General features: G+C 58.2%; 27 protein-coding genes. 15 read left to right on the top strand and 12 right to left on the bottom strand.

Annotated elements, in window-relative coordinates; all coding sequences use genetic code 11:
• Positions 1 to 287: 287 nt before the first annotated feature.
• The 12 genes from ACKF11_RS02045 (at position 288) to ACKF11_RS02100 (ending at position 11,327) form a co-directional block, all read left to right on the top strand.
• Complete coding sequence (locus ACKF11_RS02045) at positions 288 to 1,223, top strand: ABC transporter ATP-binding protein (protein ID WP_309564619.1); 936 nt, start codon at positions 288 to 290, stop codon at positions 1,221 to 1,223.
• A 31-nt stretch (positions 1,224 to 1,254) separates the two neighbouring features.
• Entirely contained in the window at positions 1,255 to 2,001 is a 747-nt protein-coding gene (locus ACKF11_RS02050; protein ID WP_407995770.1) for an ABC transporter permease subunit, read from the top strand.
• A 12-nt stretch (positions 2,002 to 2,013) separates the two neighbouring features.
• Positions 2,014 to 3,387: a GldG family protein gene (locus ACKF11_RS02055; protein WP_309564621.1), complete on the top strand. Its 1,374-nt coding sequence runs from the start codon at positions 2,014 to 2,016 to the stop codon at positions 3,385 to 3,387.
• Entirely contained in the window at positions 3,384 to 4,265 is an 882-nt protein-coding gene (locus tag ACKF11_RS02060) for a DUF4340 domain-containing protein (RefSeq protein ID WP_407995771.1), read from the top strand. The genes ACKF11_RS02055 and ACKF11_RS02060 overlap by 4 nt, the downstream gene beginning before the upstream one ends.
• 11 nt (positions 4,266 to 4,276) lie before the next feature.
• Complete coding sequence (gene mutM, locus ACKF11_RS02065) at positions 4,277 to 5,089, top strand: bifunctional DNA-formamidopyrimidine glycosylase/DNA-(apurinic or apyrimidinic site) lyase (RefSeq protein ID WP_407995772.1); 813 nt, start codon at positions 4,277 to 4,279, stop codon at positions 5,087 to 5,089.
• Positions 5,090 to 5,197: 108 nt separating this feature from the next.
• The gene (locus tag ACKF11_RS02070) at positions 5,198 to 5,788 is read left to right on the top strand and encodes a PEP-CTERM sorting domain-containing protein (RefSeq protein WP_407995773.1); all 591 of its coding nucleotides are present in this window, start codon (positions 5,198 to 5,200) and stop codon (positions 5,786 to 5,788) included.
• Between the two features lie 263 nt (positions 5,789 to 6,051).
• The gene (locus tag ACKF11_RS02075) at positions 6,052 to 7,083 is read left to right on the top strand and encodes an AAA family ATPase (protein ID WP_407995774.1); all 1,032 of its coding nucleotides are present in this window, start codon (positions 6,052 to 6,054) and stop codon (positions 7,081 to 7,083) included.
• A 3-nt stretch (positions 7,084 to 7,086) separates the two neighbouring features.
• Entirely contained in the window at positions 7,087 to 7,950 is an 864-nt protein-coding gene (locus ACKF11_RS02080; protein WP_407995775.1) for a DUF58 domain-containing protein, read from the top strand.
• The gene (locus ACKF11_RS02085; RefSeq protein WP_407995776.1) at positions 7,947 to 8,852 is read left to right on the top strand and encodes a nonribosomal peptide synthetase MxaA; all 906 of its coding nucleotides are present in this window, start codon (positions 7,947 to 7,949) and stop codon (positions 8,850 to 8,852) included. The genes ACKF11_RS02080 and ACKF11_RS02085 overlap by 4 nt, the downstream gene beginning before the upstream one ends.
• Positions 8,849 to 9,829 (top strand): vWA domain-containing protein, encoded by a 981-nt coding sequence (locus ACKF11_RS02090; RefSeq protein WP_407995777.1) that lies wholly within the window; start codon positions 8,849 to 8,851, stop codon positions 9,827 to 9,829. Before ACKF11_RS02085 ends, ACKF11_RS02090 begins: the two co-directional genes overlap by 4 nt.
• Positions 9,814 to 10,350: a hypothetical protein gene (locus ACKF11_RS02095; protein WP_407995778.1), complete on the top strand. Its 537-nt coding sequence runs from the start codon at positions 9,814 to 9,816 to the stop codon at positions 10,348 to 10,350. The genes ACKF11_RS02090 and ACKF11_RS02095 overlap by 16 nt, the downstream gene beginning before the upstream one ends.
• Positions 10,347 to 11,327 (top strand): vWA domain-containing protein, encoded by a 981-nt coding sequence (locus ACKF11_RS02100; protein WP_309564630.1) that lies wholly within the window; start codon positions 10,347 to 10,349, stop codon positions 11,325 to 11,327. Before ACKF11_RS02095 ends, ACKF11_RS02100 begins: the two co-directional genes overlap by 4 nt.
• A gap of 71 nt (positions 11,328 to 11,398) precedes the next feature.
• Here ACKF11_RS02100 and ACKF11_RS02105 read toward each other — a convergent pair whose 3' ends face one another.
• From ACKF11_RS02105 to ACKF11_RS02125, 5 genes are all read right to left on the bottom strand, one after another.
• A complete protein-coding gene (locus ACKF11_RS02105) occupies positions 11,399 to 12,880 on the bottom strand; it encodes a high affinity choline transporter 1 (protein WP_407995779.1) in 1,482 nt (493 codons plus the stop codon).
• A gap of 142 nt (positions 12,881 to 13,022) precedes the next feature.
• Entirely contained in the window at positions 13,023 to 14,567 is a 1,545-nt protein-coding gene (gene ubiB / locus ACKF11_RS02110; RefSeq protein ID WP_407995780.1) for a ubiquinone biosynthesis regulatory protein kinase UbiB, read from the bottom strand.
• An 11-nt stretch (positions 14,568 to 14,578) separates the two neighbouring features.
• Positions 14,579 to 15,166 carry a ubiquinone biosynthesis accessory factor UbiJ gene (locus ACKF11_RS02115; protein WP_407995781.1) on the bottom strand — a complete coding sequence of 196 codons (588 nt, stop codon included), beginning with the start codon at positions 15,164 to 15,166 and terminating at the stop codon, positions 14,579 to 14,581.
• Positions 15,167 to 15,200: 34 nt separating this feature from the next.
• Complete coding sequence (gene ubiE, locus ACKF11_RS02120) at positions 15,201 to 15,941, bottom strand: bifunctional demethylmenaquinone methyltransferase/2-methoxy-6-polyprenyl-1,4-benzoquinol methylase UbiE (RefSeq protein WP_407995782.1); 741 nt, start codon at positions 15,939 to 15,941, stop codon at positions 15,201 to 15,203.
• A 15-nt stretch (positions 15,942 to 15,956) separates the two neighbouring features.
• Positions 15,957 to 16,331, bottom strand: a complete 375-nt coding sequence (locus ACKF11_RS02125; RefSeq protein WP_407995783.1) for a gamma-butyrobetaine hydroxylase family protein — start codon at positions 16,329 to 16,331, stop codon at positions 15,957 to 15,959.
• 192 nt (positions 16,332 to 16,523) lie between these two features.
• Here ACKF11_RS02125 and ACKF11_RS02130 point away from each other — a divergent pair, with 192 nt between their 5' ends.
• The 3 genes from ACKF11_RS02130 to ACKF11_RS02140 are packed head-to-tail and all read left to right on the top strand — an operon-like array spanning position 16,524 to position 18,837.
• Positions 16,524 to 18,485 (top strand): dynamin family protein, encoded by a 1,962-nt coding sequence (locus ACKF11_RS02130; RefSeq protein WP_407995784.1) that lies wholly within the window; start codon positions 16,524 to 16,526, stop codon positions 18,483 to 18,485.
• On the top strand, positions 18,482 to 18,688 hold the full coding sequence (gene ccoS / locus ACKF11_RS02135; RefSeq protein ID WP_407995785.1) for a cbb3-type cytochrome oxidase assembly protein CcoS: 207 nt from the start codon (positions 18,482 to 18,484) through the stop codon (positions 18,686 to 18,688). Before ACKF11_RS02130 ends, ccoS begins: the two co-directional genes overlap by 4 nt.
• 17 nt (positions 18,689 to 18,705) lie before the next feature.
• A complete protein-coding gene (locus tag ACKF11_RS02140) occupies positions 18,706 to 18,837 on the top strand; it encodes a hypothetical protein (protein ID WP_407995203.1) in 132 nt (43 codons plus the stop codon).
• Between the two features lie 61 nt (positions 18,838 to 18,898).
• Here the strand turns inward: ACKF11_RS02140 and rpoH are convergent, their stop codons facing one another.
• From rpoH to ACKF11_RS02175, 7 genes are all read right to left on the bottom strand, one after another.
• A complete protein-coding gene (gene rpoH, locus ACKF11_RS02145; RefSeq protein WP_309565117.1) occupies positions 18,899 to 19,756 on the bottom strand; it encodes an RNA polymerase sigma factor RpoH in 858 nt (285 codons plus the stop codon).
• 161 nt (positions 19,757 to 19,917) lie between these two features.
• Positions 19,918 to 20,532 (bottom strand): DUF3299 domain-containing protein, encoded by a 615-nt coding sequence (locus ACKF11_RS02150; RefSeq protein ID WP_407995786.1) that lies wholly within the window; start codon positions 20,530 to 20,532, stop codon positions 19,918 to 19,920.
• 34 nt (positions 20,533 to 20,566) lie between these two features.
• Complete coding sequence (locus tag ACKF11_RS02155; RefSeq protein ID WP_407995787.1) at positions 20,567 to 21,841, bottom strand: ABC transporter permease; 1,275 nt, start codon at positions 21,839 to 21,841, stop codon at positions 20,567 to 20,569.
• Positions 21,838 to 22,536, bottom strand: a complete 699-nt coding sequence (locus ACKF11_RS02160) for an ATP-binding cassette domain-containing protein (protein WP_287112019.1) — start codon at positions 22,534 to 22,536, stop codon at positions 21,838 to 21,840. The genes ACKF11_RS02155 and ACKF11_RS02160 overlap by 4 nt, the downstream gene beginning before the upstream one ends.
• A 2-nt stretch (positions 22,537 to 22,538) precedes the next feature.
• Positions 22,539 to 23,069 (bottom strand): DUF2796 domain-containing protein, encoded by a 531-nt coding sequence (locus ACKF11_RS02165; RefSeq protein ID WP_287112020.1) that lies wholly within the window; start codon positions 23,067 to 23,069, stop codon positions 22,539 to 22,541.
• A 38-nt stretch (positions 23,070 to 23,107) separates the two neighbouring features.
• Entirely contained in the window at positions 23,108 to 23,854 is a 747-nt protein-coding gene (locus tag ACKF11_RS02170; protein ID WP_407995788.1) for a ZIP family metal transporter, read from the bottom strand.
• Positions 23,855 to 23,935: 81 nt separating this feature from the next.
• Positions 23,936 to 26,122 carry a TonB-dependent receptor gene (locus ACKF11_RS02175; RefSeq protein ID WP_407995789.1) on the bottom strand — a complete coding sequence of 729 codons (2,187 nt, stop codon included), beginning with the start codon at positions 26,120 to 26,122 and terminating at the stop codon, positions 23,936 to 23,938.
• Positions 26,123 to 26,153: the final 31 nt, after the last annotated feature.

The raw sequence follows: 26,153 nt of genomic DNA on the forward strand, positions 1-26,153 counted from the left end.
GTAGGCGCAAGTTTTGCACGATTTTGCACCGTCTTTCTTAGTCCGTGACAGTGTGCACAAGTTCACCCATAATGCGCGATGCTATCAACCGGATGCCGTATGGTTTACGTACCTGTATGCTTTAGGACGCGGCCTCATGTCCGGCTATAGCGGTTTTAAACATGATAATTCAACAGCGTCGGGCTTGTTCTTGCGTTTTCGCGATGCCGAAAAGGCGAGACAAACTTGACAGGCGAGTGATGTTTTTCTAACTTAGCACCCCTTAAAACCGGATAATTCACTCACATATGACGACTATTACCGTAGAGGCTTCAGAGTTAACCCGTAAATATGGCAGCCGTGCAGCGGTCAACGACGTCAGCTTTACCCTGAACAAGGGCGAAGTGCTGGGTTTCCTCGGGCCGAATGGCGCAGGCAAGTCCACCACCATGAAGATGCTGACAGGCAACCTGGCGCCTAGCAACGGTTCGGTGAAGATTTGCGGTATCGACATGATGGAGCGTCCCAAGGATGCCAAGGCATTGATCGGCTACCTGCCCGAGCAGCCTCCCTTGTACCGCGAGTTGACCGTGGACGAGTTCCTTACGATTGCGGCCCGCTTGCATCGCGTCAGCCGCCAGCATATCAGGAAGGCGGTCGACATTGCCAAGCAGCGCTGCGGCCTGACCGAAATGGGCAAGCGCCTGATCGAGAATCTCTCCAAGGGTTACCAGCAGCGCGTGGGTATCGCCCAGGCCATCATCCACAACCCGATGGTGGTGATCCTGGACGAGCCGACCGTGGGGCTGGACCCGATCCAGATCCGCGACATCCGCGCCTTGATCAAGGAGCTGGGCGGCGAGCACAGCGTGATTCTTTCCACCCATATCCTGCCGGAAGTCGAAATGGTCTGTGACCGCGTGCAGATCATCCACAAGGGCAGCCTGGTGTTCAATGGCGGCATCGATGTCCTCAAGCAGCAGCGCCACGGCAACCGCCTGCTTCTCGGGCTCAGGCAGCCGCCCCCCCATGAGGCATTGCTGGGCATTCCCGGCGTGGAATCGGTCGAGGCGCTGGAAGGCAACCTGCTGCGCATCCGGCATACGCCGGGCGAGGCGCCGTCCGAGGCGCTGGTGCAGGCCGCCGTCAGCCAGAACTGGGGCCTGTTCCAGATCAATCCTGACCAAACCTCTCTGGAAGAGGTCTTCGTCCAGCTTACATTCCAGGAGGCTGCCGCTGCCTGATGGCAGGCAGCCTGAGTTTTAAGGACTTCTTATGATCGTCAATATCGCCAGAAAAGAATTGAAGGGCCTGTTTTCCTCGCCCATGGGCTGGGTGATCCTCGCCCTGCTGCAATTCGTCTTTGCTACTTTCTACTTGATGGGGGTCGACCAGTACTTCCTCACCATGTCGGGCGCCATGCGGCCCGACCAGCGCATGGGCGTGACCGAGTTCGTTGGCGGCAGCGTGTTCGGCATTGCGCCTTTCATCATGCTGTTCGCCGTACCCTTGCTCTCGATGCGCCTGATCAGCGAGGAGCGCCGCCAGCAAACATTGCCTTTTCTGTTCAGCGCGCCCTTGTCGCTGACCGAGATCGTCCTCGGCAAGTTCGTCGGCTTGCTGTCGTTCCTGTCCCTGAGCGTATTGCTGATCGGCGCCATGGTGTTCTCGCTCAACTTGTGGGCGGATATTGATTTTGGCTATTTGCTCGCCAATCTGCTGGGCCTGTTCCTGCTGGTGGCAAGCTACTGCGCGTTGGGGACTTATGTATCCAGCACCACGCAGCAGCCGGTGGTCGCCGCGATCATTACCTTCGTCGCATTGCTGGCCTTGCAGTTGATCGAGTATTTCCTCGCGGGCGATCCGAGCAATACGATCGCCAACCTGTCCCTGATGCGCCACTTCGAGCCTTTCTCGCGCGGCATGCTGGATACCCGCGACATTGCCTATTTCCTGTTGTTCATCATTACCTTTCTGACCCTGACTGTTCGTAGGCTGGATGCAGATCGCTTGCGTGGCTGATCGAGAGACTTTATGAAAACCAATCGCAAACTACGCTTTCAATTATTCGTGCAGAACAGCTTCTTCGTGGTGCTGTTCCTGGTGCTGGTGTTCCTGCTCGGCTTCCTGACGTATCAATACCACGTCAGCCGCGACGTGACGCAGGGCGGCCGCAATACCCTGACCGAGGGCAGCGTCAATGTCCTCAAGGAGATGGAAGGGCCGATCAATATCACGGCCTACGTCGTCAAGGACAACGACACGCGCAAGTACATCAACAAGTTCGTCGAGCGCTACCAGCGCGTCAAGCCGGATATCACCCTGAGCTTCGTCAGCCCGACCGAGGAGCCCAAGGCGACGCAGGAAGCCGGGGTCAAGGCAGAGATCGAGCTGGTGGTGGAGTACAACCAGCGCACCGAGCACATCGTGCCACCGCAAGCATTCATCGAGCAGGACATGACCAACCTGCTGGTGCGCCTGTCCCGCACCAACCAGAATGCCGTGATGTTCCTGGACGGGCACGGCGAGCGCAGCCTGATCGGCGTCAAGAACCACGACCTGGGCGACTTTGGCCGGCACCTGGAAAAGAAGGGCTTCAAGCTGTCCAATCCCGACCTGCTGATCGCGCAGGAAGTGCCGAGCAACGGCGCCATGCTGGTGATCGCGAGTCCAGAGGTGGACGTGACCGAGGTCGAGGTGCAGAAGATCAAGCAATACCTGGAAAAGGGCGGCAACCTGCTGTGGCTGATCGACGACGAGGTCAACCTGCACGGCTTGCAGCCGATTGCCGAGTATCTGGGGTTGCAACTGACGCCGGGCATGGTGGTGGACCTTTCCGCGACCCGCTATGGCGCGGATGCCAAGGTGGCGTTCGCCAACCAGTACGGGGTGCATGCGATCACCAAGAACTTCATGCTGCGCACCTTGTTCCCCGAGGCGCGCATGATCCATGCCGAGGATTCCTTCGAGAACGGCTGGCGTTCGTCCAACCTGGTGGAAGTGGCGCCCAATGGCTGGCTCGAGACCGGCAAGGTGGACGACAACGTCAGTTTCGACAGCAAGAAGGACTTGCCTGGACCGATCAATATCGCGGTGGCGCTGGAGCGCAAGTACGGCGAAAAAGGCCAGCGCGTGGTGGTGGTGGGTAACGGCAACTTCCTTGCCAACACTTTCCTCTCCAATGGCGGCAACCTCGACCTGGGCCTAAACATCGTCAACTGGCTGGCGGGCGACGACAGGCTGATCACCATCCAGCCCAAGCCGCGCAAGGACGTGAATATCGTGATTCCTTCCGAGGGCTGGGCCAACCTGCTGGCGCAGTTTGTCTTCATCGGCTTCAGCCGCATCCTGCCGCTGGGCTTGATCGTGATCGGCGTGGTGATCTGGTGGAGGCGTCGCAAGGCATGAGGTCGAGATGGATCGTAAACCTGGTGCTGCTGTTGCTGGTGGCGGGAATCGTGGCGTTCCTCTACCTCAAGCCGCAGGACCAGGAAGAGCAGGCGGCTAGCTATGAGGTGTCCAGCCTCAAATTGTCGGATTTCGACAAGCTGAGCATCGAGTTTCCCGCCAAGGCGCCGGTGGTGTTCGAAAAGACCGACGGTTTCTGGTACCTGGCCCAGCCATATGCCGCACGGGCCGACCAGGTGACTGTGCAGCGGATCGTTTCGATCGTGGCCGGCACCAGCCGTGAAAAATTTTCCGCCGAGGACCCCGCGCGCTTCGGCCTGGACAACCCCAGGCTGAGAATCAGGCTCAATGACGAGGAGTTCATTTTCGGCCTCTATAACCCGGTGACCGCCGAGCAATATGTGGCCTACAAGGATTCCGTGTACCTGCTGTCCGGCTTGTATTCGGAAACGGCGGCGACCCAGTTGCTGGAAATGCTGGACAAGAGCCCGCTCAAACCCAAGGAGGAGATTGCAGGGTTCGACTTCTCGCGCCTGGAGCAATGGGAAGAGGTTCGCCTGCAGCTCGACCGCGATGCCGGTGGCAAATGGCAGGTGTCCGTGCCTAATGACAAGCCCAAGCAGGAAGAGCTTAACGAATGGTTCGACGAGTTCTGGACAAAAATCCGCGCATCTTCTGTCGAGCCATACACTCCCGACCGCAAGAATCGCTATCCCTCGTTCTCGGTCAAACTCAAGGATGGTAAGCAAGTGCATTTTGAGAGGCTGCAGGAATCTCCACAGCTGATCCTGGGACGGCCTGATGAAGGGATGCGCTACTATTTCCCGCCTGATATCGGTTTTACCATGCTCAACCCGCCCGTGGGCCTGGGCAAGTAGCTCATGAGCTGATGCCGGAATTACCAGAAGTCGAGGTCACGCGTCGCGGCTTGGAACCCTTGGTCGGCGCCACTGTGACGCAAGCCGTGATTCGCCAGCCTGCCATGCGCTGGCCCATTCCTGCCCATTTGCCGCAGACTTTGCATGGCTCCAGGCTGCTGGAGCTGACGCGCCGCGGCAAATACATTATTGCCCGTTTTGAAAGCGGCTGCCTGATCCTGCACCTGGGTATGTCCGGGCGGCTTTGCCTGCTGGAGCGGGATACGTCGCCTGAGAAGCATGACCACTTCGATCTGCATTTTGCCGATGGCCGCGTGATGCGCTTGCGTGATCCGCGCCGCTTTGGCGCGGTTTTGTGGGCGGGTGAGCACCCGGAAGCGCATAGCCTGCTCAGTGTGCTGGGGCCCGAGCCGCTTGATGAGTCTTTCAATGGTGAGTTTCTTCACCGGGCCATACGCACTCGATCATCTCCGATCAAGATCTTGATTATGGACAGCCACCTGGTGGTGGGCGTGGGCAATATTTACGCAAGCGAGTCCTTGTTCCGTGCCGGCATTCATCCGCAGACACCGGCCCGGGCGCTTAGCCTGGCGCAGTGCGAACGGCTGGTGCAGGAAATCAAGGCTACCTTGCACGATGCCCTGCAGGCCGGGGGCAGCAGTTTGCGCGACTTTTTCGGGGCAGATGGCAACCCTGGCTATTTCCAGCAAACCTATTTCGTCTATGCCCGTACCGGCGAGCCTTGCCGGGTATGCGAGAAGCCAGTTGAAACGTTGCGCCTGGGACAGCGTTCCACCTTTTACTGCCCCTCTTGCCAAAAATAATATTGATATAATTAATTTAATATTTCAATAAAAATAGTCTATCTGGACTATATTTGAATATATCTTTATTGCTTATGATGGAAATCCATTTATCAATAGGGAGTCATCATGAGAGCAATGATCGCGACATTGGTACCTCTTCTTGTCGTAGCGGGGATGGCAGCGCCTTCGGCGCAAGCGGCAGAGCCGGCATTGGCCGAGATATTGCAGGGAGTTGAGGCGACCGGTTGGACCCAGATAGATTACGCTGATTTTATCGGTGGCAGCTGGAACCAGATCGACCAGAAGCTGACTTTCACCTTTGTGGCAGAGCATACTGCCCATGCGGCAACCCAGGAATTCTGGCTGGACGCAACCTTTACGCCAGATCCTTATGGATATTCCTCGGTGATTTTCAGTGGCGCGGATGTTCCTGGCGCCACGTTGACCGTGACGCTGGAAAGCGTAGCCAGCCGAATTCTGTTCAATTCCAGCATCAATGCTGATCAATTGGCTCCGGGAGGAGCTGCTGGCGATTTGCAGGTTTGGTTGAGTGCTAGCGGCACTTATGCATTGGCCTATGAAGATTGGATTTACGATGGGGCTGACTATAACGATTTTGTCGTGACTGTCTCCGCGGTGCCTGAACCAGAAAACCTTGCAATGCTATTGGCAGGGCTGGGATTGCTGGGGGTTGCCGCAAGGCGCAAACGCAATTAACCTGGATCAATCTGCGTGAATAAAAAGGCTCGAAAGAGCCCTTTTTATTGGATGTCGCTGCGTTTGCAGTTTGGCGTTTTAATAGTGTCTTGGCCGGTTATATGCCTTTTTACTTCAGTTCCTTAACGGTATTTTCTGGACGGAAACGCTGAGATGTTTTGGGCATGGACGCCGGGAGTTTTTCTAAAAACCATTGCCAAAAGTTAATTTAATCCTCAGAATATACAGATCTGTATATTTATTGACGCGGGTTGAGGATGGATATGGCAAGTACAGCAACGGATGGCCAGTTAGCGGACTGGAGAATGCGCGCCTTGAGGCTCGAGGAAGAGGTCAAGAGCGTGATTGTAGGCCAGGATGCGGCCATACGCTTGATCAACATCGCGATTTTCGCGCGTGGGCATGTCATGCTGGAAGGCGGGGTGGGTGTCGGCAAAACCACATTGCTGCAATCGGTGGCGCGCGGCATTGGCGGCGCTTATGAGCGCATTGAAGGCACGGTGGACCTGATGCCGAATGACCTTGTCTACCATACCTTCCTCGGGCCCGAGGGCCGTCCGCAGATCGACGAGGGCCCATTGCTGCGCGCTGGGGAGAATCTCTCGGTGTTCTTCTTTAACGAGATCAACCGTGCCCGCCCGCAAGTCCATGCCTTGATGCTGCGCGTGATGGCGGAACGTCATTTGCATGCGTTCAAGCGTGAATACCGTCTGCCACATATGATTGTGTTTGCTGATCGCAATCAGGTAGAAAAGAATGAGACGTTCGAGATTCCTGCTGCGGCACGCGACCGCTTCATGATGGAAATCCCGATCAATGTGCCGGAGGACAAGGCGCTGCGCAAATCGCTGGTGTTCGATACGCGCTTCCAGCATGCCGAGCAATTGACGCGCACTGTCGAGACCGGCCTGCTGCCGTTCAACATGCTCAACGATTTTTCCGACGTGGTGCAGAACCATGTGCAGTCTTCCCAGGCGCTGGAAGACTACGTGATCGACCTCTGGGATGCCACGCAAAAGCCGCAGGACTTCGGCATCACGCTCGAGGGCGTCGACATGCAGCGCCTGATCCAGGCCGGCGCTAGCCCGCGCGGCATGGGCATGCTGCTCAAGGCGGCCCGCGTGCATGCGTGGCTCATGGAGCGGGAATATGTCTATCCCGAGGATATCCATGCGGTGTTCCACGAGGTGATTGCGCACCGCCTGGTGTTCAACTCCATGTACGAAAGCCGCCGCACGGTGCTGGCCCGCGAATTGACTGCCAAGATACTGCAAACCGTGGCGGTGCCGTCCTGAGTCATGCTGCCGTCATATATCAAGCCGTTTTCCTACCAGATCCCCTGGAAGTCTGTCAGCGTCCATGCTGGCGATCACCTGGGGATACAGCGCGGGCTGGGGTTCGAGTATAAGGGTAACGCCTCGCTGGTCGATTATCCCGACCTGCGCCGCATGGATTTGCGCCAGAGCCTGCGCGACCCCTATGAGCAGGTGCAGGTGCGCCTTTTCTACCATGACTCGATCACGCCGGTGTATGCGGTGTGCGACCTGTCCAGCTCCATGCAGTATAAGGGCGGCCGCCGCAAGATCGAGCTGGTGCAGGAGGTGGCGGCATCGATCGCGTATTCGGTATCGGCCGAGAACGACGTATTCAGCCTGATCGGCTACGACCAGCATGTGCTTGATGACTACGTGCTGCCGCTTGGCTACCAGGTGCATGAAGCGCTGGAGCGTATCGATGCCTTTACCGGCATAGACGCGCTCGGGCGAGGCTCGACCGGCATCCTGGAGGTAGGACCCCTGTTGAGCCAGAACAAGGGGCTGGTGTTCTGGATATCGGATTTCCATATGCCGTTCGACACCATTATCCAGGCCATGAACATGTTTTCCCGTCACCAGGTGGTGCCGGTCGTGCTGTGGGAAGAAGAGGAATACCGGCGCCTGCCACGCTTCGGCCTGGGCACGATGCTGGACCCCGAGACGGGGCGCGACCGCACGATTTTCTTCCGCGAGTCGGTCCGTGCCAAATTTATTACCGCGTTTGAACAGCGCCGGGCGGCGCTGGAAGACCTGTTCCTGGCTTTCGAGAGCCCGCCGCATTTCGTCAGCGGGGTGTTCGAGGCCGAGGCAATGACGCATTATTTTGAAAAATACCTGACAGCATGAAAAAACTGACGACCTTGTTTTCCATCTGCCTGCTTCCTATCGGCCTTTGCGCGGGAGCTATGGCACATGCAGCGGAAGCCGCCCTGGTCAGCCTGGACAATCCTCGCATCGCGACGGGCATCATGATAGGCGACGTACTCGAGCGCAGGCTGGTGATCGAGGCCAGCCCTCCCTATGAGTTGCCCAAGTCATCCCTGCCTCTCAAGGGCGAGCGCGTCGACGGCATAGAGCTGGTGGGCGTCGCGCTGCAGGGCGAAAAGACGGCAGGCATCCAGCGCTATGAAGTCAAGCTCAGCTACCAGGTGTTCGCCGCGGCAAGCAAGCCCAGCGTCATGCGCTTGCCCGCCGTGACGTTGGCGCTAGGCGGCGGCGATACGCCAGCGGAGGTGAATGTGCCTGCCTGGCATTTCTGGAGCTCGCCGCTGACGGCGGGCAACATTCATACCGCGCGCAGCAATGCGCAGCCGCAACGCAAGCCGGCCTTGCTGGATACCGGGCCGGAGCGGCTGGCGCTTGCGTTGGCCGTGTTCCTGGTAGGCGCAGTCGGGCTGGTCTATATCAATGCCGACCGTCGCTGGCTGCCGTGGATGGGCGGCAGCTTCGCCCAGGCTTATCGCAAGCTGCGCAAGACGCCTGCGCAAGCCGGGCACCAGGCGCAGGCGCTTGGCTACGTGCACCATGCATTCAACCAAGTGCATGGAAGCACCTTGTTCCGGCCGCAATTGGGCGAGTTCTTCGCGCAGCATCCGCAGTACCAGCCGCTCGCAAAAGATATCGACAGCTTTTTCCAGCGCTCCGAGACTTTGCTGTTCACCGGCGCAAACGCAGGTAGCCCAGCCCTGCTCAAGGAGCTGCAGCAGCTTTGCCGCCGCCTGAGGGATTGTGAACGGGGAATCGCATGAGTTTGCTCAATCCCTGGGCCTTGCTGCTGTTGCCGCTCGCACTGGCGCCTTTCTGGCTCAGGAGCCTGCAGGGGCAGCGTTACTCCTGGCTGGAGATGGTGCCGGAAGACCCATTCTCGGACAATATCGTCTTGCTGCTCAAGGTGGTGACGGCCGTCATCATCGCTAGTCTCGTGCTGGCCCTGGCAGCACCGCAAGGCAGCGACAAGGTCGTGAACCGCGTCGGCAAGGGCGCGCAGACTGTGATGGTGATCGATCGCAGCGTGAGCATGGATCATCCCTTCGCTGGCGACGCCACCAGCGGCCGTGCCGGGGAAATCAAGTCCGGCGCCGCACGCCGGCTGATCACGCAATTCATCGACTCCAGGCCGGACGACATGATGGGCGTGGTGGCGTTTACCAATTCCGCCTTGTATGGCGTCAAGATCACGGCCAACCGCGATGCCATCCATGCCGCGATCAATGCCGCGACCAGCGCCGGCATCAACCAGACCAATATCGGTGCGGGCATCACCCAGGCGGCCAGCTTGTTCGACAGCATCCAGAGTTCGGGCTCGCGCGCCATCATCCTGTTGTCCGACGGCGCGGGCAAGTTGAGCCCCCGCGTCAAGGCGCGCATCAGGGAAGAGCTCAAGGACAAGGATGTCAAGCTCTATTGGATCGTGTTGCGCGAACCGGACGACGTGAGCATATTCGGCGACCGCGTGTTCGAAGAGGACAGGGGGCCTGCGGCGATCCAGCTCGACCGTTTCTTCAAGTCGCTCAAGATCACCTACAAGGCTTACGAGGCGGATAATCCCGTCGCGCTGCAGATGGCGATCCAGGATATCGACAGCCGCGAGAAGAATACGATCCAGTATGCCATCACCGTGCCAGGGCGCGATTACGCGCGCGACTTGATTGTAGTGGCCCTGGTGTTGAGCCTGGGCATGTTCGTCATTAAAAATTTCAGGGTAAAAGCATGGGAATCCGCATAAAAGGCCTCAACCTGCTGTTTGGACTGCTGGCGGTTGCCGGGTTGGCGGGCAGCGTCTACGAAGGCAATACGCTGATGCAGCGCCATGATGCCAACCGGCAGATCCAGGCCGGAGCATTGGTCACTCACGACGGCTATGGTTTCGAACAGAAGTTCATGGCGGCTTACAAGCTGGGAGAGTCCGGGGATTACAAGCACGCGGTGCAAAGCTACAGCCAGCTGCTCGAAACCGGCTTGAGCCAGCCGCAGCAGGCGCTGGTGCAGTACAACATCGGCAACAACCTCCTGCAGTCCGGTTTGAAGCGCCGCCTCAATGACGACGGCAGCCTCAAGGACGAGGCGAAATACGACTTGTCTCAGGCACAGATCGCCTATGAGCAAGCCTTGCGGCTAGACCCCGCATTCAGGCAGGCAAAGTTCAACCTCAGCCTAATGCTGCTGGTGCAGCCCAATGGCATCGAGGGGTTGAAAAAGGAACAGGAAGGCATGGAGCTCAGCAACATTCCGGTGGGCCTGCCATGAAGTGGCAGTTGAGGCTGCGCCATGGCTGGCGCTGGGCCAGGGATCATTACGAGTCCGGGTTGTACCTGTTGGTGGTCGTGTTGCTGCTGCTGGCGATCTTTAAGCCGGAAATACAGCTCAAGCAGCGCGTGCATAACTACCTATTGCTCGCCGATGTCTCGCAAAGCATGAATGCCGAGGACGTCAGCCTCAACGGCAAGCCGGTGAGCCGCATGGCCTACACGCGCCACCTCATGCGCAAGCTGGTGGAGAATTCGCCCTGCGGCACTTACTTCAGCCTGGGCGTGTTTGCCGCGGAAGATGTCGCGCTGTTGTTCACGCCGCTGGAAACCTGCGCCAACTACGACATCATCGTCGATGCGATCGAGCACCTGGAGTGGCGCATGTCCTGGCGCGGCAACAGCCGCATCAGTTTTGGCGTCAAGGGAGCGGCCAAGGCCTTCGACTCGCTCAATGCGCCTGCGCGCCTGCTGTTCTTCACCGACGGCGACGAGGCGCCCAAGGTGAACGCGATCAACAAGCTCAAGCTCGATGACGTGCAGATCGGCGAGAATATCGTCTTCGTCGGCGTCGGCGGCAACGAGGACGTGCCGATTCCGCGTTACAACTCCAGCAACAAATGGGTGGGCTATTGGTCCTCCGATGCCAAGGAGAACTCCGCCGGTGCGGTCGGCGTCACCTACAACGATACCAGCCGCGACGATCCGGATCCGGTGGTAGCTTCTGCCGACTACGACCGCTATCTTTCCAAGCTGGAAGAGGCATATCTGAAGGAACTGGCCGAGGAGATCAATGCCCAGTACGTGCTGGCTCAGGACAAGCCCGATTTCTATACCTTCGTGCAGAAGCAGAAGCCGGTCGCCAGCTTTGTTACCGCCTATTCATTGCGCTGGATCTATCTCTTGCTGGCGTTGGCATTGATTCTCGCCAGCTATTGGCCGTATGTCCGCCAGCGGTTGAATACAGCAGCTTCCTGAGTCTTATCAGGATGGTTGTTCATCCCCGGCTAGGCGTTACAAAGTAATAAGGCTCAACGCCTACAGGATTGTTAACTGCCTTTATGCGGCACGTGAGGATGCGCCGCATGGCCATGCAGGTAGCTTGGTTGCTCATGGCGGCGCTGGGGGGCGATCTTCTGCGGCAATAGCGACCCCGCCACCATGCCGATGATGCTGACGCCCAGCCCCAGCAATTGCGGCGGGATCAGCCCTTCCTCGCCCGCCAACACTTCCACCAATATCCAGGTGCTGATGCCGCCGATGATGGCGGCCAGAGCACCCTGGTTGGTCGCGCGTTTCCAGAACACGCCGAAGAACAGCGGCACGAAAGCGCCTGCGAGCGTGATCTTATATGCGGATTCCACCATGCGGAAGATGGAGAGCTCGGTGTTCAATGCATAGACCAGTACGCAGCTGGCGAAGCCCACCAGGCAGATGCGCATGATCTTGAGGAAACCGCGGTCGTTCAAGTGCGGGAAATAGCCGCGCACGATGTTCTCGGCGAACGAGATGGACGGTGCGAGCAAGGTGGCGGACGAGCAGCTCATGATTGCTGACAGCACGGCGCCGAAGAAAATCACTTGGGCGGCGATCGGCATATGCTGCAACACTAGCGTAGGCAATACTCGCTGCGAGTCCTGGTCGATCAGGGTGTTGAAGAAGCCTGGGTCGATCAGGGTGGCCGAGTAGGCGATGAACATGGGCACGAAGGTGAAGCAGAAGTAGACCGATGCGCCCAGGACGGAGCCCCAGATGGCAACCTTGGCGCTCTTGGCCGAGGTGATGCGCTGGAACACGTCCTGCTGCGGGATGGAGCCCAGCATCATGGTCATCCAGGCGCCGATGAAGGTGACCCAGAGCCAGGGATCGGCAGGCGGGAAGAAGTCCAGCTTGCCGGCAAGGCGGGCATGCTCGATGACGGGCGCGACGCCGCCGGTCATGCCGGAGACCATGTAGGCGATATAGAGCATGCCGCCGATAATCACGCTCATCTGCACGAAATCCAGGATGGCGACCGAGAGCATGCCGCCCAGCGTGGTATAGGTGAGCACGATGGCCGTGCCGAGGATCATGCCGGCTTCCTCGCTCACCGCGCCGTCGGTGATGATATGGAAGATCAGGCCTAGCGCCTTGATCTGCGCGGCAACCCAGCCCAAGTAGGAAATGACGATGGCAATCGTAGTGAGCACTTCCACGGTGCGGTTGTAGCGCATGCGGTAGAAGTCGCCCAGGGTGATGATATTGAGCTTGTAGAGCTTGGTCGCGAAGAAAAAGCCTGCAATGACCAGGCACATGCTGGAGCCGAACGGGTCGGCGACGATGCCATTGAGGCCATCCTTGACGAAGGTGGCGGAGACGCCGAATACGGCTTCCGCGCCGAACCAGGTGGCGAACACGGTCGCCATCACTACCGGCAATGGCAGGTGGCGTCCGGCTACGGCGTAATCCTTGGTGGTCTTGACCCGGGTGGCGGCAAACAGGCCGATGCTGATGGAAACCAGGACGTAGAGAATGACAAACCAGATCAGCACTAAACCAGCCCTTTGCTATGAGGTTGAAATTGGATAAAAGTGGTGCCTTTTCAAAGGAAGGCAGATTTTAGCAAAAACTTGTCCTGAAAGTAGGCTTTATCTCTGAAAATCAATGGCCTTGCAGAAATAGTCCGGGCTCGTATCAATGGCGGGCTAGCCACCAGAACAGGATAGTCGTGCTTTGCAACAGCACCAGCAAGATCAATGCCACGGTGATGAGGCGCAGCCAGCGGGTCTGGCGCTGGTGTTCCTCAAGCATGCGTTGCAGCTCGGCATTGGTGGGAGGAAGTTGCAGGCCGCGCTCCAGCTGCTGGTGGATCAGGCGCGGCATTTGGGGAAGAATTTTGCCCCAGTAGGGCAGCTCGGCTTTCAGGTTGTCCAGCGCGCTGCGCCAGCCTATCTGTTCCGACATCCAGCGCTCCAAGTAGGGGCGTGCGGTTTTCCAGAGGTCGAGATTGGGGTCGAGGTCGCGTCCCAGGCCCTCGACGTTGAGCAGAGTCTTCTGCAGCATGGCGAGCTGGGGTTGGATTTCGACGCCGAAGCGGCGCGATGTCTGGAACAGGCGCAGCAATACCTTGCCGAACGAGATTTCCTTGAGCGGCTTGTCGAAAATGGGTTCGCACACGGCGCGGATCGCGGTCTCGAATTCGTCGAGCGGCGTATCCTTGGGCGCCCAGCCGGATTCGATATGCGCGCGTGCGACTTCGCGGTAGTCGCGGCGGAAGAAGGCGAGGAAGTTGCGTGCCAGGTATTGCTTGTCCTCGTCGTTGAGGGTGCCCATGATGCCGAAATCCAATGCGACATAGCGGCCATCGTCCGCTACCTGCACATTGCCCGGGTGCATGTCGGCATGGAAGAAGCCGTCGCGGAACACCTGGGTGAAGAATATTTCCACGCCATCGCGCGCGAGCTTGGGGATGTCGACGCCGATTTCGCGCAGGTAGGCCACCTGGCTGACCGGCGTGCCGTTCATGCGCTCCATCACCATCACTTGCTCGTGGCACCAGTCCCAATAGACTTCGGGCACCAGCAGCAGGCGCTTGTCGGCAAAGTTGCGGCCTAGCAGGCTGCAGTTGGCTGCTTCCAGCATGAGGTCGAGCTCGCTGTGGATATGGCGCGCGAATTCGGCCACCACTTCCCGCGGCTTCAGGCGCTTGCCGTCGGAGGAAAGTGTCTGCAGCAGCCATGCTGCGCCATCCAGCAGCTTGAGGTCCTTCTCTATGACCTTGCTGATGCCGGGACGCAGGATCTTGACCGCCACCGGCCTGCCGTCGGGCAGTTGGGCGAAATGCACCTGGGCGACCGAGGCGCTGGCGATCGGCTCGACGTCGAAGCTCTGGAACACTTCCAGCACCGGCTTGCCGTAGGCCTGCCTGAGGATGGTTTCAACGTCATCGTAGCCAAAGGCCGGCACCCGGTCCTGCAGTTTCGCCAGTTCGTCGGCGAGGTCCAGCGGAATCAGGTCGCGCCGCGTGGAGAGCATCTGGCCGAACTTGACGAAGATGGGGCCCAGCGATTCGAGCGCCAGGCGCAGCCGTTCGCCGCGCGGGCGGGACGTGTCGCGCCAAAACAGGAGGATTTGCACCGGGCGTTGCAATGGGCGCAGGCTGGTGTGTCCGAGGACAAATTCGTCCAGGCCGAAGCGAAGCGTGACGAAGATGATGTTGAGCAGGCGCAACCAACGCATGGGAATTCTTTCTAGTGGTCCGCCTGCAGGCGGGATTTCAGCTTGTCGATGCGCTTTTGCAAACGCTCGGTGTCCTCGCGCAGCGTATCCACGTCGCGCACGAATTGTTCGATATGACGTTTCTTGGCAATCAGCGGTTGCTCTTCCTGCCAATATTCCGCCAGCATGCCGGCCACATTCGCAGTCTGGCGTTTTGCCTGCGAAACGGCGGCGCGGCCTAGCTTGACGGCTTCATGGGCCGGAATGTCGCCGATCACCCGGCTCAAGTCCTCTTCATATTCCCATGAGATGCCTTGCAATACCCTTGCCAAAGCCGCAGCGAACTCGGTATCGCCCGAGACGGACGCGGCCGCGCCGGCCGATTCGTCGCCGGCCAGGATACGCAGTGCCACGGAAGGCGGCACTGTGATGGTGGCGTCGGTATTGGCGGTTTCGCCCGCGATCGCCAGGCCGCCATCCTCAAGCACGGCCAGCGTGGCGCTGAACGGGGGCAGGATCAAGCGGGCGTGCTTGCCGCCGAAGGGTTGCAACTGGCCGGCAGTCCAGCTGTTCTGGGCCAATAGGTGATTGAGCAGGCGGGTGAGGAGTGGCTTCAGCATGGTGGTTCGATTCCAGCGCGTTAAGCAAGGGCGGTCAGGTTTTCCAGCCTTTGTGCAGGGCGACCACGCCGGCTGCCAGGTTGTAGTAGTCGACCTTGCCGAGGCCGGCATCCAGCATCATCTGTTTCAAGGTTTCCTGGTCGGGATGCATGCGGATGGATTCGGCCAGGTAGCGATAGCTGTCCGCGTCGTTCGCAAACAGCTTGCCCATGATGGGCAGCAGCTTGAATGAATAGGCATCGTAAATCGGCGCCAACGGCTTCCATACCTGGGAGAATTCCAGCACCAGCAGGCGGCCGCCGGGCTTGAGCACGCGCTGCATTTCGGCCAGCGCCTTGTCCTTGTGCGTCATGTTGCGCAGGCCGAAGGCGACGATGACGCAATCGAAATGCTGGTCAGGGAAAGGCAGTTTCTCCGCGTCGCATTGCAGCGCGGGAACAGCCTTGCCGTCGTCGATCAAGCGATCACGCCCCACTGCCAGCATCGAGGCGTTGATGTCGGTCAGGATGACCTGGCCTGTGGGGCCGACCTTGTTGGAGAACAGGCGGGACAGGTCGCCGCTGCCTCCGGCCACGTCCAGCACGCGGTCGCCGGGCCTGACGCCGCTGACCTCGACGGTGAAGCGTTTCCAGGCGCGGTGCAGGCCCGCGGACATGACGTCGTTCATGAGGTCGTATTTGCGTGCCACGGAGTGGAATACTTCACCGACCTTGCGGGCTTTCTCGCGTTCATCCACAGTCTGGAAGCCGAAGTGCGTCTTGGCGTTGTCGCTCATGGTGTTTGCCTTAAATCAATTGTCAGTGTCGCGGCTGGCGCCTGCCTGTGCGAGCCAGTCAAGGTATTGTTGCCACAGTGCGTCGTGCCGCTGCAGCAATTCATAAAGATAATCCCAGGAGTAAAGTCCGGTGTCGTGGCCATCGCTGAACACCAGCTTCACGGCGTAATGGCCCACCGGTTCTATGCCGGTGATGTTCACGTCCCGCTTGCCGGTTTGCAGCACCGGATTGCCATGCCCTTGCACTTCTGCAGAAGGGGAGTACACGCGCAGGAACTCGCACGGCAGCATGCCGCTGACGCCGTTGTCGAAGGTGATTTCCAATGCGCGCGAAACCTGGTGCAAGCGGATATCGGTGGGACGTGGAATCTCTGGGCTCAAGCCGCTCATCTGCCAAATGCCGGAATTTACTCAAAAGGCGATGATAGCAGAATGTATTCGCGCGCTTCAAAATACCGTCACGCTGATGATGCATGATAGGTGGCGGCAAGGTTCAGAAAAGGGATTTAGGCGGCTGATTCATTTGTGAATTTACATAAGCATGCTAGAGTAGCGCTTAAATAATAAGCATCGGGGGGTGCTATGGCCGACAACAAGCTTGAACGTCACTTTCAGGCATATTCCGAGTGGCGTAAAGCCTTGGTGGAAACAATCTGCGACTACCGCAACTGGTTGAACGAGCAAGAGCTCAACGATGCACAGATAGACCTACGGCTGCAGCAGTTGCTGGAGCGCCTGCGCGAGGACAAGCTCAACGTGGCGTTCGTGGCGGAATTTTCCCGCGGCAAGTCCGAGCTGATCAACGCCATCTTCTTCTCGGCTTACGGCCAGCGATTGCTGCCCTCGAGCGCAGGCCGCACCACCATGTGCCCTACCGAACTGCTGTACGACCCTTCCAAGCCCACCTCCCTGCAGCTCCTCGCGGTGGAAACCCGCACCTCGGACGCCACCACTACCGAATACAAGCGTTATCCCGAGGAGTGGACCGTCCTGCCGTTCGACGTGAGCGACAGCGATAACATGGTGGAGGTGTTCAAGGAAGTCAGCCGCACCAAGCGCGTGACCGTGGAAGAGGCCGAGCGTTACGGCCTGTTCGATCCCAATAGTGCCGACGATGCCTTGGCGGTCAACGCGGACGGCACCGTGGACATTCCCTGCTGGCGCTATGCCGTCATCAACTTCCCGCATCCTCTGCTGGAGCAGGGATTGGTGATCCTCGATACGCCGGGGCTCAACGCCATCGGCACCGAGCCGGAACTGACCCTCAACATGCTGCCGAATGCGCATGCCGTATTGTTCATCCTGTCCGCAGACACCGGCGTGACCAAGTCCGAGATCGATGTCTGGCGCCAGTACATCAGCGGCACGCGCTGGAAACAGAAGGGCAGGCTGGCGGTGCTGAACAAGATCGACGGCCTGTGGGACGAGTTGCGCAACGAGACCGAAATCAGCCGCGAAATCGCCAAACAGATCGCGTCCAGCGCGGAGCTGCTGGGGCTGGAGCAAGGCCAGATCTTCCCGATTTCGGCCCAGAAGGGTTTGCTGGCGAAGATTGCAGGGGATGACGCCCTATTGGAGCGCAGCGGGCTATCCACCCTGGAAAGGGCGTTGTCCGAGGAGTTGATCCCCTCCAAGCGCGAGATTGTGCGCGACAATACCATCAGCGAAGTCGACGACTTGGTGAAGAACTCCAACATCCTGCTCGATGCCCGCCTGTCCAGCCTCAATGAGCAATTGGACGAGCTGCGCGGCTTGCGCGGCAAGAATGAAGACGTCATCGAACACATGATGAACAAGGTCAAGGTGGACAAGGAAATCTTCGAGAAGGGGCTGCAACGTTTCCAGGCCCTGCGCAGCGTGTTCTCGCAGCAAACCAACAAGCTGTTCACCTTGCTCGGCATGGAAGCCCTGCGCGTGCAGGTGACCAATACCCGCAGCACCATGGTCAACGCCAGTTTCACCAAGAGCATACGCAGCGCGATGGACGGCTTCTTTGCCGACCTGCGCGACCGCCTGCTGAAATCCGAAGCGCAGATCGACGAAATCAAACGCATGATGGACGCCATGTATGAGAAATTCGCGCAGGACCACGGTTTGCGCAAGGCTGAGCCGCCAGCGTTCTCCACCCTGCGCTACCAGAAGGAGCTCGGCAAGCTGGAGCGCGCGTACCGCGAGCAGTTCAATACGACATTAAACATGCTGACGAACGAAAAGATGACATTGACGTCTAAGTTTTTCGAGACACTGGCCAGCCGCGTGATCCATGTATACGAAGTCGCCAACCATGATGTCGAGAACTGGCTGAAGGCGGTGATCGCCCCGATGGAGTCCCAGGTGCGCGAGCACCAGCTGCAACTGCGCCGGCGCCTGGAAAGCATCAAGCGCATCTACAAGGCGACTGATACGTTGGAAGACCGCATCGGCGAACTGGAGGCCATCGAAAAAAACATCCTGGCACAGATGGCCGATCTCAAGATATTGCGCCAGCACATGCACAATGCGCTGATATTCGACAACAGGATAGTAGAGGAAGAAGCGGCATGAGTCTTACCAGCCTGCTGCTGCAACTTGGCCTGACATTCGTGTTCATCGGCTTTGCCGCAGTGGGGATTCTATGGGCGATCAAGAGCGGTCAGTATGACGACCTGGAAGGCCCTGCGCAGCGTATCCTGATGGACGACGACGACCCCCTGATTCCATTTAACCACTTGAAGACTGGGGCTAATCAGAATAAAATCAAGAAATAACTTGCTGGGGAATTTGAATGGCTACTACCAATAAAGCGGACGAAGGTTTCAGGTCCTATTTCACTTTCGAGAATCTGCCGCTCACTATCACGATCGCCCTCATCGCCGTTTCGTGGCTGAGCGCGTTGTCGGTGATACTGTTCGGTTAAGAACGGATTCAATAAAAAAGGCTGCAATTGCAGCCTTTTTTATTTGGGTGTCGCATTGAGGTTAGGCAGAAGCCAGGAAGCCCTTCATTTGCTTCATGGCTTTTTGCTCGATCTGGCGGATACGCTCGGCAGATACGCCAAACTCTTCGGCCAGGTCATGCAAGGTGGCGCTATTGCCTTCTTGCAGCCAGCGGGCTTCCACAATGCGGCGGCTACGATCGTCCAGCTTGGCCAGGGCGGTTGAAAGCCCCGTCGTATGCAGTTGCTCGACTTCCTGCTCTTCCAGGATTTCGGAAGGCTCGGCATGGGTCGCCTGCAGGTAGGAGATGGGGCTGAATACATCCTCGTTCTCATCGTCCGCATTGCCTTCAAGCGCAATCTCGTGCCCGGACATCCGGGCCTCCATCTCCAGCACCTCTTCAGGCTTCACGTTCAGCTCGCGCGCAATATGCGCCACTTCGTCCGAATGCAGGCTGGCGGATTGTCCTTTTTTCATGCTGCGCAGGTTGAAGAACAGCTTGCGCTGGGCCTTGGTCGTGGCTACTTTCACCAGGCGCCAGTTGCGCACGATGTATTCATGGATCTCTGCCTTGATCCAGTGCATGGCAAACGACACCAGGCGCACGCCGCGCTCCGGGTCGAAGCGGCGCACCGCCTTCATCAGGCCGATGTTGCCTTCCTGGATCAGGTCGGACTGCGGCAGGCCGTAGCCCGAATAGTTGCGGGCAATGCTTGCCACCAGGCGCAAGTGGGACACTACCAGGGTTTTGGCAGCCTCAAGGTCGTTTTCCTTTTGAAGGCGGGTTGCCAGCTTCAATTCCTCTTCGGCGCTGAGCACGGGAAAGCTCTTGATGGCACGCATGTACTGATCAAGGCTGTCGAAAGATGAAATTGCAGGTAATGTCATGCTGTTGGTCATATTTGAAACCTCCGTCATGGAAACGATTCTAGCACTCACTGTTTGAGAGTGCTAGTGGTGAAAAGTTTCGCGTTGAGAGGGAAGAATATTCCATCGCACATTTCTTCGGCGTGATGACAATTCTTCTCCCCAGCAGTGACTTGCTTCTTTCCTATGACGTCTTAGTTTGTTTTTAGTTTATACGGCATGAGGCGCTCGGCCTTGATGCGGTACCCGGCGAAGCCCATCGCGGTATTGCTGGCGACGGTCTCCATCAAGCCGCTGACGGAGACTGGGCCATATTGTTGCGCCGCCTGGTTCAATGTTTTCTGTTGGTCCTTGGGCAGGCTCTTGGGCAGGACGATATGGATCACCTGGTTGCTGGGCGGCGGCGGCACATGGATGCATGCGCCGAAATAAGGCACCAGCAGGAATTCGCGCACCTGCGTTCCGTTCATGTCCAAGGGCACGACGAATCCCGGAATCTGCACGTGCTGCTTGTCCAGCTTTTGTACGATGGGAGCGTCGTTCCAGGCGCTGCGCATCTGTTCCAGCGCCTCGATTGCGCGCGGATCAGCGTCATCCAGCTTTTCCAGGTCCAGCCCCTTGAGCGATTTCATCGGGTCCCAGTCCGCGGGCATCATGTCGTCCCAGTCCAGGGTCTTATAGGCCGGGTTCGCTTTCGAAAGGGCCTTGGCCTCGCCAATGCGCTCGCCCACCTTGTAGTCGGCGGCCAGCGACGGGGTGTGGCTGATGATGGTGGCAATCATGCCCAGCATCCAAAAAGTTGCTTTCATCCTCTTACTCCGATTGATTGATCCTGCTGTGCGTTTACAGCCTGGGCGTGAGGCCGTCCGCCAGCGAGAGCCTGTAGGCCATCCAGGCCGGGAACAGGCTCGCCAACAGGCCGACCAGGGCCATGGCGGCAAGCAGGCGAAGTTCTTCCAGGCTGGGCCAGCCGGCCGTCATGCTGATGCCGAAATGGGATTGCATGATGGGGGCTGCGCATAGGGTGGCGATAGTCAGCGCGATCAGGCCGGTCACGATGCTGACCAGGATGACGAATATCCCTTCATACATCAACAGCAGCAGGATTTCCCTCGGCTGGGCTCCCACCGCCCGCAAGATGGCGAGCTCCCGGCGGCGCTCGTTCAAGCCGGCCATGATGACGGCAACCAAACCGCTCAGGCTCACCACGACCACGATGGCGGATACCGCCATCAGGCTTTTCTCCGCCACCCCGACCACTTGCCACAATTGTTCCAGCGCCAGGCCGGGCATGACGGCGAGCAAAGGCTCGTCCTTGCTTTCATTCACCATCCGTTGCACGCGGAACACGGCAGCCCGGCTTTTCAGGCCGATCAGCACGGCGGTGACGTCCTTGGGCTGCAGGTCGAATTTCTGTACGTATTGCGGCGGAATCTGGAAGCCTGGGGCTCGCGCTCCGCCCACCCAATCCAGATGGATCGCACTGATGGCTTCCAGGCTGACATGGACGGTACGGTCGACCGGTGTGCCTGTGGGCTTGAGGATGCCGACGACGACAAATGGCTTGTCGCCGTGCTCCGCCAGGCTGTTTGTGCTGTTGCCCATGCCGTGGCTCAGGGTGATGCGGCTACCCACCTCGTAACCGAGTTGCTTGGCGACATCGGCACCCAGCACGGCGTCAAAGGTGGCATTGAAAGGCTTGCCCGAGGCAAACTTCAGGGCCAGGCGGTCGCCGTAACGGTAATGCCTGAAATAATCCTGATTGGTGCCCAGCACGGCGAAGCCGAGATGCGAATCACCCAGCGAAATGGGTATGCTCCAGGCCACCATGGGATGCTGTTTCAGTTTCTCGTAGCTGGCCCAGCTGATGTTGTTGGTGGCCTCGCCGATGCGAAATACCGAATACAGCATGAGCTGTACCGGGCTGGTACGCGCGCCTACTACCAGGTCGGTGCCGGACACGGACAGGCCAAACCCCTGGTGCGCCTGATCGCGCAGGCGCTCGACCCCAAGCAGCAGAGTAACGCTCAGGGCAATTGCCATCACGGTCATGCCCAGCGTCAGCTTGCGGTTCCAGGCGCTGTGCAGCGCCATTTTCAGCAGGTATCGCATATTCATGCCGTCACCTGCGTGGCAACGCGATTGAGTTCGGCGAGCGCAATGCTGCGGTTGAAGCTGGCGGCCAGCCGGTGGTCGTGGCTGACGAATATGAGGGCGGTGGTAGAGGCAAGGCATTCCTGCATCAGCAGGTCAATGAATGCCACTTGATGCTCCGCGTCGAGCGCGGAAGTGGGTTCGTCGGCGATGATGATTTCCGGCCTGCCGATCAATGCCCTGGCTGCGGCGACGCGCTGCTGCTGGCCTATGCTCAAGGCCGTGACCTTGCGGGACCAGAGCGCGGCATCGATACGGAGCGCCGCAAGCAGGCGCTGCGCTTCCTGAACCACGTCGCCAGCAATGTTGTTGCGCCGGTATGGCGAAAAGCGGCAGGGCAGCAAGACGTTGTCCAGCACCGAGAGATAGGGAATCAGGTTGAATTGCTGGAACAGAAAGCCGATATGGTCGGCGCGGAAACGGTCCCGTCCAGCGCCGTTCAGCGCGTCCAGCCGTTGGCCGAGGATGGTGACAGTGCCAGCTTGAGGGAGATGCACCCCGCCGAGCAAACCCAAGAGCGTGCTTTTGCCGCCGCCGCTTGGCCCGTGCAGGAAAATATGCTCCCCCGGCGCGATGATCAGGGACGGGATATCCAGGCAAGGTTGCCCTGGCGACCATTCAAATTGCAGGTTCTCGATCTCGATGACCGGAGAAATCATGCCTACCATGCGACCTGGTTTTGCCCTGGGGTGAGTCTGGTAATTTTCTGGATTTTCCCGGCCACGATCTGGACGTCGATCTTGTGCAGGTGGGGAAACCGCTCGAACAACTGCACGCTCAGCCTTTTCAATTGGCCTGGCTGTTTGCATTCATAGGCAAACTCGGCATCCAGGTCGGCATGATGGCTGTCATGCTGGTGGATATCATGTTCGAACAACGGGGACTCCAGGTCGATTGCAGTGCTTTCGCATTCTGCCTTGGCCGGCAACTCGAACAACTGGGCAGGCTTGGAAAGCTGTTTTTTTAACGCATCCACCGCTGCCTGCTCTTGCGGGTTGCGGGGGGCATGTTCAAAGCCCAGCAAGCTTTCCATAGGGCTTTCCAGTGCAAGAATCAATGACTTGCCCTCAATGGCGATGTTCAATTTGGCGGCGCCGTGCACATGTGCATGCTGCTCGTGCGCGTGCGCAGGCGTTGTGATGAGCAACAGGCTGCCGACGCCATATATGAATAATCTGGAGTATGAATGCATAGGGCTCCTTCTTGATCCTGTCCACGCCAATAACGTGGTTAGTGGTGGTGAAGATGCTGGGCTGCCAACGACACGGCAACCCCGCCGAGTATCAATGCAATCTGGACTGCGCCATCCTTCAATGAACGTTTACGCTGCAATTCCGGCACCAGGTCCGCGACGGCGATATAAACAAAGCTCGATGCCGCGATGACTAACATCACAGGAATTGCGGTTTGCATGGTACCCAATGACAGCCAGCCGAGAAAGCCGCCCAGCACCATGGCCGCGCCCGACAAGGCATTGAGCAATAGGGCACGGCTTTTTGACAGGCCGGCATTCAGCAATACCATGAAATCCGATACTTCCTGCGGTATCTCATGCATCATGACCGTCACCGCCATCGTCCAGCCCAACGCGGGATCTGTCAAAAACGCGGCGGCGATCAGCATGCCATCGACAAAGTTGTGCAATCCGTCCCCGATCACGATCATGGACACCGTTTGATCAAGGATGACCGCGCCATGCGCATGCTGATGGTCGTGTCGCCATAATGCCATTTTTTCCAGCAAGAAGAACGCCAAGATGCCAGCCATCAATATCCAGCCGGCATCATCGGGCGATAAGCCCGATTCGATCGCCTCGGGCAAGATGTCGGTCAAGGCAAAGGCCAGCAATATCCCGACGGCGAATGCCACCATCTTGTCCGCGACCCGAGCCAGGACGGTGAGCGAGACGATAGATGAAATCAGGACTGAAACGACGCCACCCAATAGCGTGGCAATGAAGATGGAGAGCAGAAGCATTGAGTGACGGAGCTGATTAAAGTGTAGAGAATGAGATTGAGTGTTCGTTGCCTTGGTTCGTGCGATGTTTTGGGCAGGCCGTCAAAGGTCGATCCGCATGCCGATCTCGATATTGCGGCCCAGCTCCGGTGTGTAGTAACGCAGGAACGAGGTGCTGTTGCGGATTTCCGCATTGGTGATGTTGCGCATGTTGATGAACAGGTCGCCGGTGAACCAGTTGGATACTTCAATACTACGGCGTAGCGCGATATCGACCTTGTTGTAACTGTCGGTGCCGGGTTCCGGCATCATTTCGTCGCCTTCGCCTGTTGGCATCGTGCCAGTGCGCGTCTGCGCGCGAACATGGGTCAGGCGGATATCGCCATCCCATTTCCCTATGGCTGCCTGTATCAGCAAGCCATGGCGGGCTGGCGTGAGGCGCGGCACGTGGGTGTTGTCGTCCAGCATGCCGCGCACCTGATCGGCAAACACGCTGGCGCGGAATTTGCGCATGCCGGGGATCTGCAGGGGTAAGCCAACTTCAGCCTCGTAACCGTAAAAGCGCGCATCCTGCTGTTCGTATCGCATATTAAACATGTTGCAACCAGGAGTAATTGTTGCCCCTCCTTTCGGGTAATAGAAGCCATTCCGGTTACACATAAACCCATAATTTTGTTGGTAAATATAATTGTCGGCAGAGTATTTGAACAGGTTGAGGTTGGCATCCAACTTACCGAGTGTTTGCTGTAGGCGAATATCCCAGCCATTCAAGGTCTCAACCTCTAGATCTCTTGAACCGATGTCATAGGTCTTCGTGGCTAAATGCGGGCCGAAGGCAGCAAGCTCTTGAATGTCTGGCGCGCGTCTGGCAACCCAGCGATTAATGGTGATGCTTCCGGTTTTATGGGCGTACTTCAATGCCAGTGTATAGCTTTCGGGGCTAAAATCTTTTTTTGCTGCAGGGATAACCCCTGGAAAGTTACCAATATGAATAGGCTGCGCATTGGCATTAACCTTACTTTTCTCTTTGCGAAAACCAAATTCCAACTGCCAGGGATTGAAATCGAGCGTTTCAATTAAGTAAAAGCCTTTTGTATCTATTTTCGATTCGGGTACGAATGCCTCTATGCCCAAGGCAGCAAAATCACGATTGATACCATGGAAGCCCAAGGTGCCGGAAAGGTTGGGAAATAGCCGGTGATTGAATTCCAGCCGATGTTCAATCACATCATTGCTGAAGCGCGTTTGTGCTAAGCCATTACTAAGTTCATCGTGATGGTAGCGAGACTTTCCGATACGCAATGCGATGCTCTCCAGCCATTCATACGGCAGAAACAATTCGCCCTTAAGGTCAATGCGCTCCTGCTGCATATCGATGCGCACGCGCTCCGCTTGCCCCACTGGACCGCCATGGCTGTGAGGAAGACCCAACGGGATACCATAGTTGTTGGCATAGTGGCTGAGCGAAACGCCCATGTAGCCCATCTCGCCAAAGATACTGGCGCCGACACTGCCCCCCTTGCTGCGGGCATTGGTATTGCCTGTGTATCCATGAGTATTTTTGTCGCCTGGAGGTTCCATCCACATATAGGCGAGTGCAGCTTCATCAATGGCCATGCCTGGCACGTGAATATCGTTGCTCTCCCGCCCGTGCACATCGGCATGGAAAGCCACCTGGCCTGCCTTGGTGAGCAGTTCGGTCGCCATGATGCGCTCGTCATGGTTGGTATTGAAGCGCAACTGCGTAGTGACCTTGGTCTTGGCCGGCAAGCGCTCGGGAATGCGGCCATCCGTGATTTCCACCGCGCCGCCGATGGCGCCGCCGCCATTGCGTATTGTGGCCGGGCCGCGCAATACCTTGATCTCCTTTGCCAACAGGGATTCCACCGTGGTGCCGTGGTCCGGGCTCATGGCGGAGGCGTCATGCGTGCCTACGCCGTTGACCATGACCCGGGTGCGCGAGCCATGCTGCCCGCGGATCAGCGGCAGGCCCACGTTCGGGCCGAATGTGGCGTTGGCCACGCCCAGTTCGTCCTGCAGGGTGGCCCCCAGCGTCGCCGCGCTTTTCAGCATCAGCTCCTTGCCGGAAAGCGTGCTAGACGGATCCAGCGAGTTGGTCAGTTCTTCCGGCGCAGCCTGTACTTCAATGGCGTCCAGCACAATGGAAGGGCCTTCTTCGCTTGCCTTTTCTGCCGCGAATGCCAGTACCGATAGAAAAGCGCCGGGAAAAGCCAGGGAAATCAGTGCGGCAAGGCGGCAGGAGCGTGAGGGGTCGACAGGGGGACGCACATCTAAACCAATAAATTATCTGAAGTTTTCA

This window comes from Methylobacillus draconifructus, from assembly GCF_045984385.1.
In the GTDB taxonomy this organism is placed as follows: Bacteria; Pseudomonadota; Gammaproteobacteria; order Burkholderiales; family Methylophilaceae; genus Methylobacillus; species Methylobacillus flagellatus_A.

Bases quoted from the DNA above. Each gene is read 5' to 3' on its own strand.
- ACKF11_RS02115 (WP_407995781.1), bottom strand. From the start codon at position 15,166: ATGCTGAAGCCACTCCTCACCCGCCTGCTCAATCACCTATTGGCCCAG.
- ACKF11_RS02060 (WP_407995771.1), top strand. From the start codon at position 3,384: ATGAGGTCGAGATGGATCGTAAACCTGGTGCTGCTGTTGCTGGTGGCG.
- ACKF11_RS02075 (WP_407995774.1), top strand. From the start codon at position 6,052: ATGGCAAGTACAGCAACGGATGGCCAGTTAGCGGACTGGAGAATGCGC.
- ACKF11_RS02165 (WP_287112020.1), bottom strand. From the start codon at position 23,069: ATGCATTCATACTCCAGATTATTCATATATGGCGTCGGCAGCCTGTTG.
- ubiE (WP_407995782.1), bottom strand. From the start codon at position 15,941: ATGAGCGACAACGCCAAGACGCACTTCGGCTTCCAGACTGTGGATGAA.
- ACKF11_RS02070 (WP_407995773.1), top strand. From the start codon at position 5,198: ATGAGAGCAATGATCGCGACATTGGTACCTCTTCTTGTCGTAGCGGGG.
- ACKF11_RS02095 (WP_407995778.1), top strand. From the start codon at position 9,814: ATGGGAATCCGCATAAAAGGCCTCAACCTGCTGTTTGGACTGCTGGCG.
- ubiB (WP_407995780.1), bottom strand. From the start codon at position 14,567: ATGCGTTGGTTGCGCCTGCTCAACATCATCTTCGTCACGCTTCGCTTC.
- ACKF11_RS02150 (WP_407995786.1), bottom strand. From the start codon at position 20,532: ATGAAAGCAACTTTTTGGATGCTGGGCATGATTGCCACCATCATCAGC.
- ACKF11_RS02160 (WP_287112019.1), bottom strand. From the start codon at position 22,536: ATGATTTCTCCGGTCATCGAGATCGAGAACCTGCAATTTGAATGGTCG.
- ACKF11_RS02085 (WP_407995776.1), top strand. From the start codon at position 7,947: ATGAAAAAACTGACGACCTTGTTTTCCATCTGCCTGCTTCCTATCGGC.
- ACKF11_RS02045 (WP_309564619.1), top strand. From the start codon at position 288: ATGACGACTATTACCGTAGAGGCTTCAGAGTTAACCCGTAAATATGGC.
- ACKF11_RS02055 (WP_309564621.1), top strand. From the start codon at position 2,014: ATGAAAACCAATCGCAAACTACGCTTTCAATTATTCGTGCAGAACAGC.
- ACKF11_RS02050 (WP_407995770.1), top strand. From the start codon at position 1,255: ATGATCGTCAATATCGCCAGAAAAGAATTGAAGGGCCTGTTTTCCTCG.
- ACKF11_RS02090 (WP_407995777.1), top strand. From the start codon at position 8,849: ATGAGTTTGCTCAATCCCTGGGCCTTGCTGCTGTTGCCGCTCGCACTG.
- mutM (WP_407995772.1), top strand. From the start codon at position 4,277: ATGCCGGAATTACCAGAAGTCGAGGTCACGCGTCGCGGCTTGGAACCC.
- ACKF11_RS02140 (WP_407995203.1), top strand. From the start codon at position 18,706: ATGGCTACTACCAATAAAGCGGACGAAGGTTTCAGGTCCTATTTCACT.
- rpoH (WP_309565117.1), bottom strand. From the start codon at position 19,756: ATGACCAACAGCATGACATTACCTGCAATTTCATCTTTCGACAGCCTT.
- ACKF11_RS02100 (WP_309564630.1), top strand. From the start codon at position 10,347: ATGAAGTGGCAGTTGAGGCTGCGCCATGGCTGGCGCTGGGCCAGGGAT.
- ACKF11_RS02125 (WP_407995783.1), bottom strand. From the start codon at position 16,331: ATGAGCGGCTTGAGCCCAGAGATTCCACGTCCCACCGATATCCGCTTG.
- ACKF11_RS02130 (WP_407995784.1), top strand. From the start codon at position 16,524: ATGGCCGACAACAAGCTTGAACGTCACTTTCAGGCATATTCCGAGTGG.
- ACKF11_RS02155 (WP_407995787.1), bottom strand. From the start codon at position 21,841: ATGAATATGCGATACCTGCTGAAAATGGCGCTGCACAGCGCCTGGAAC.
- ACKF11_RS02170 (WP_407995788.1), bottom strand. From the start codon at position 23,854: ATGCTTCTGCTCTCCATCTTCATTGCCACGCTATTGGGTGGCGTCGTT.
- ccoS (WP_407995785.1), top strand. From the start codon at position 18,482: ATGAGTCTTACCAGCCTGCTGCTGCAACTTGGCCTGACATTCGTGTTC.
- ACKF11_RS02080 (WP_407995775.1), top strand. From the start codon at position 7,087: ATGCTGCCGTCATATATCAAGCCGTTTTCCTACCAGATCCCCTGGAAG.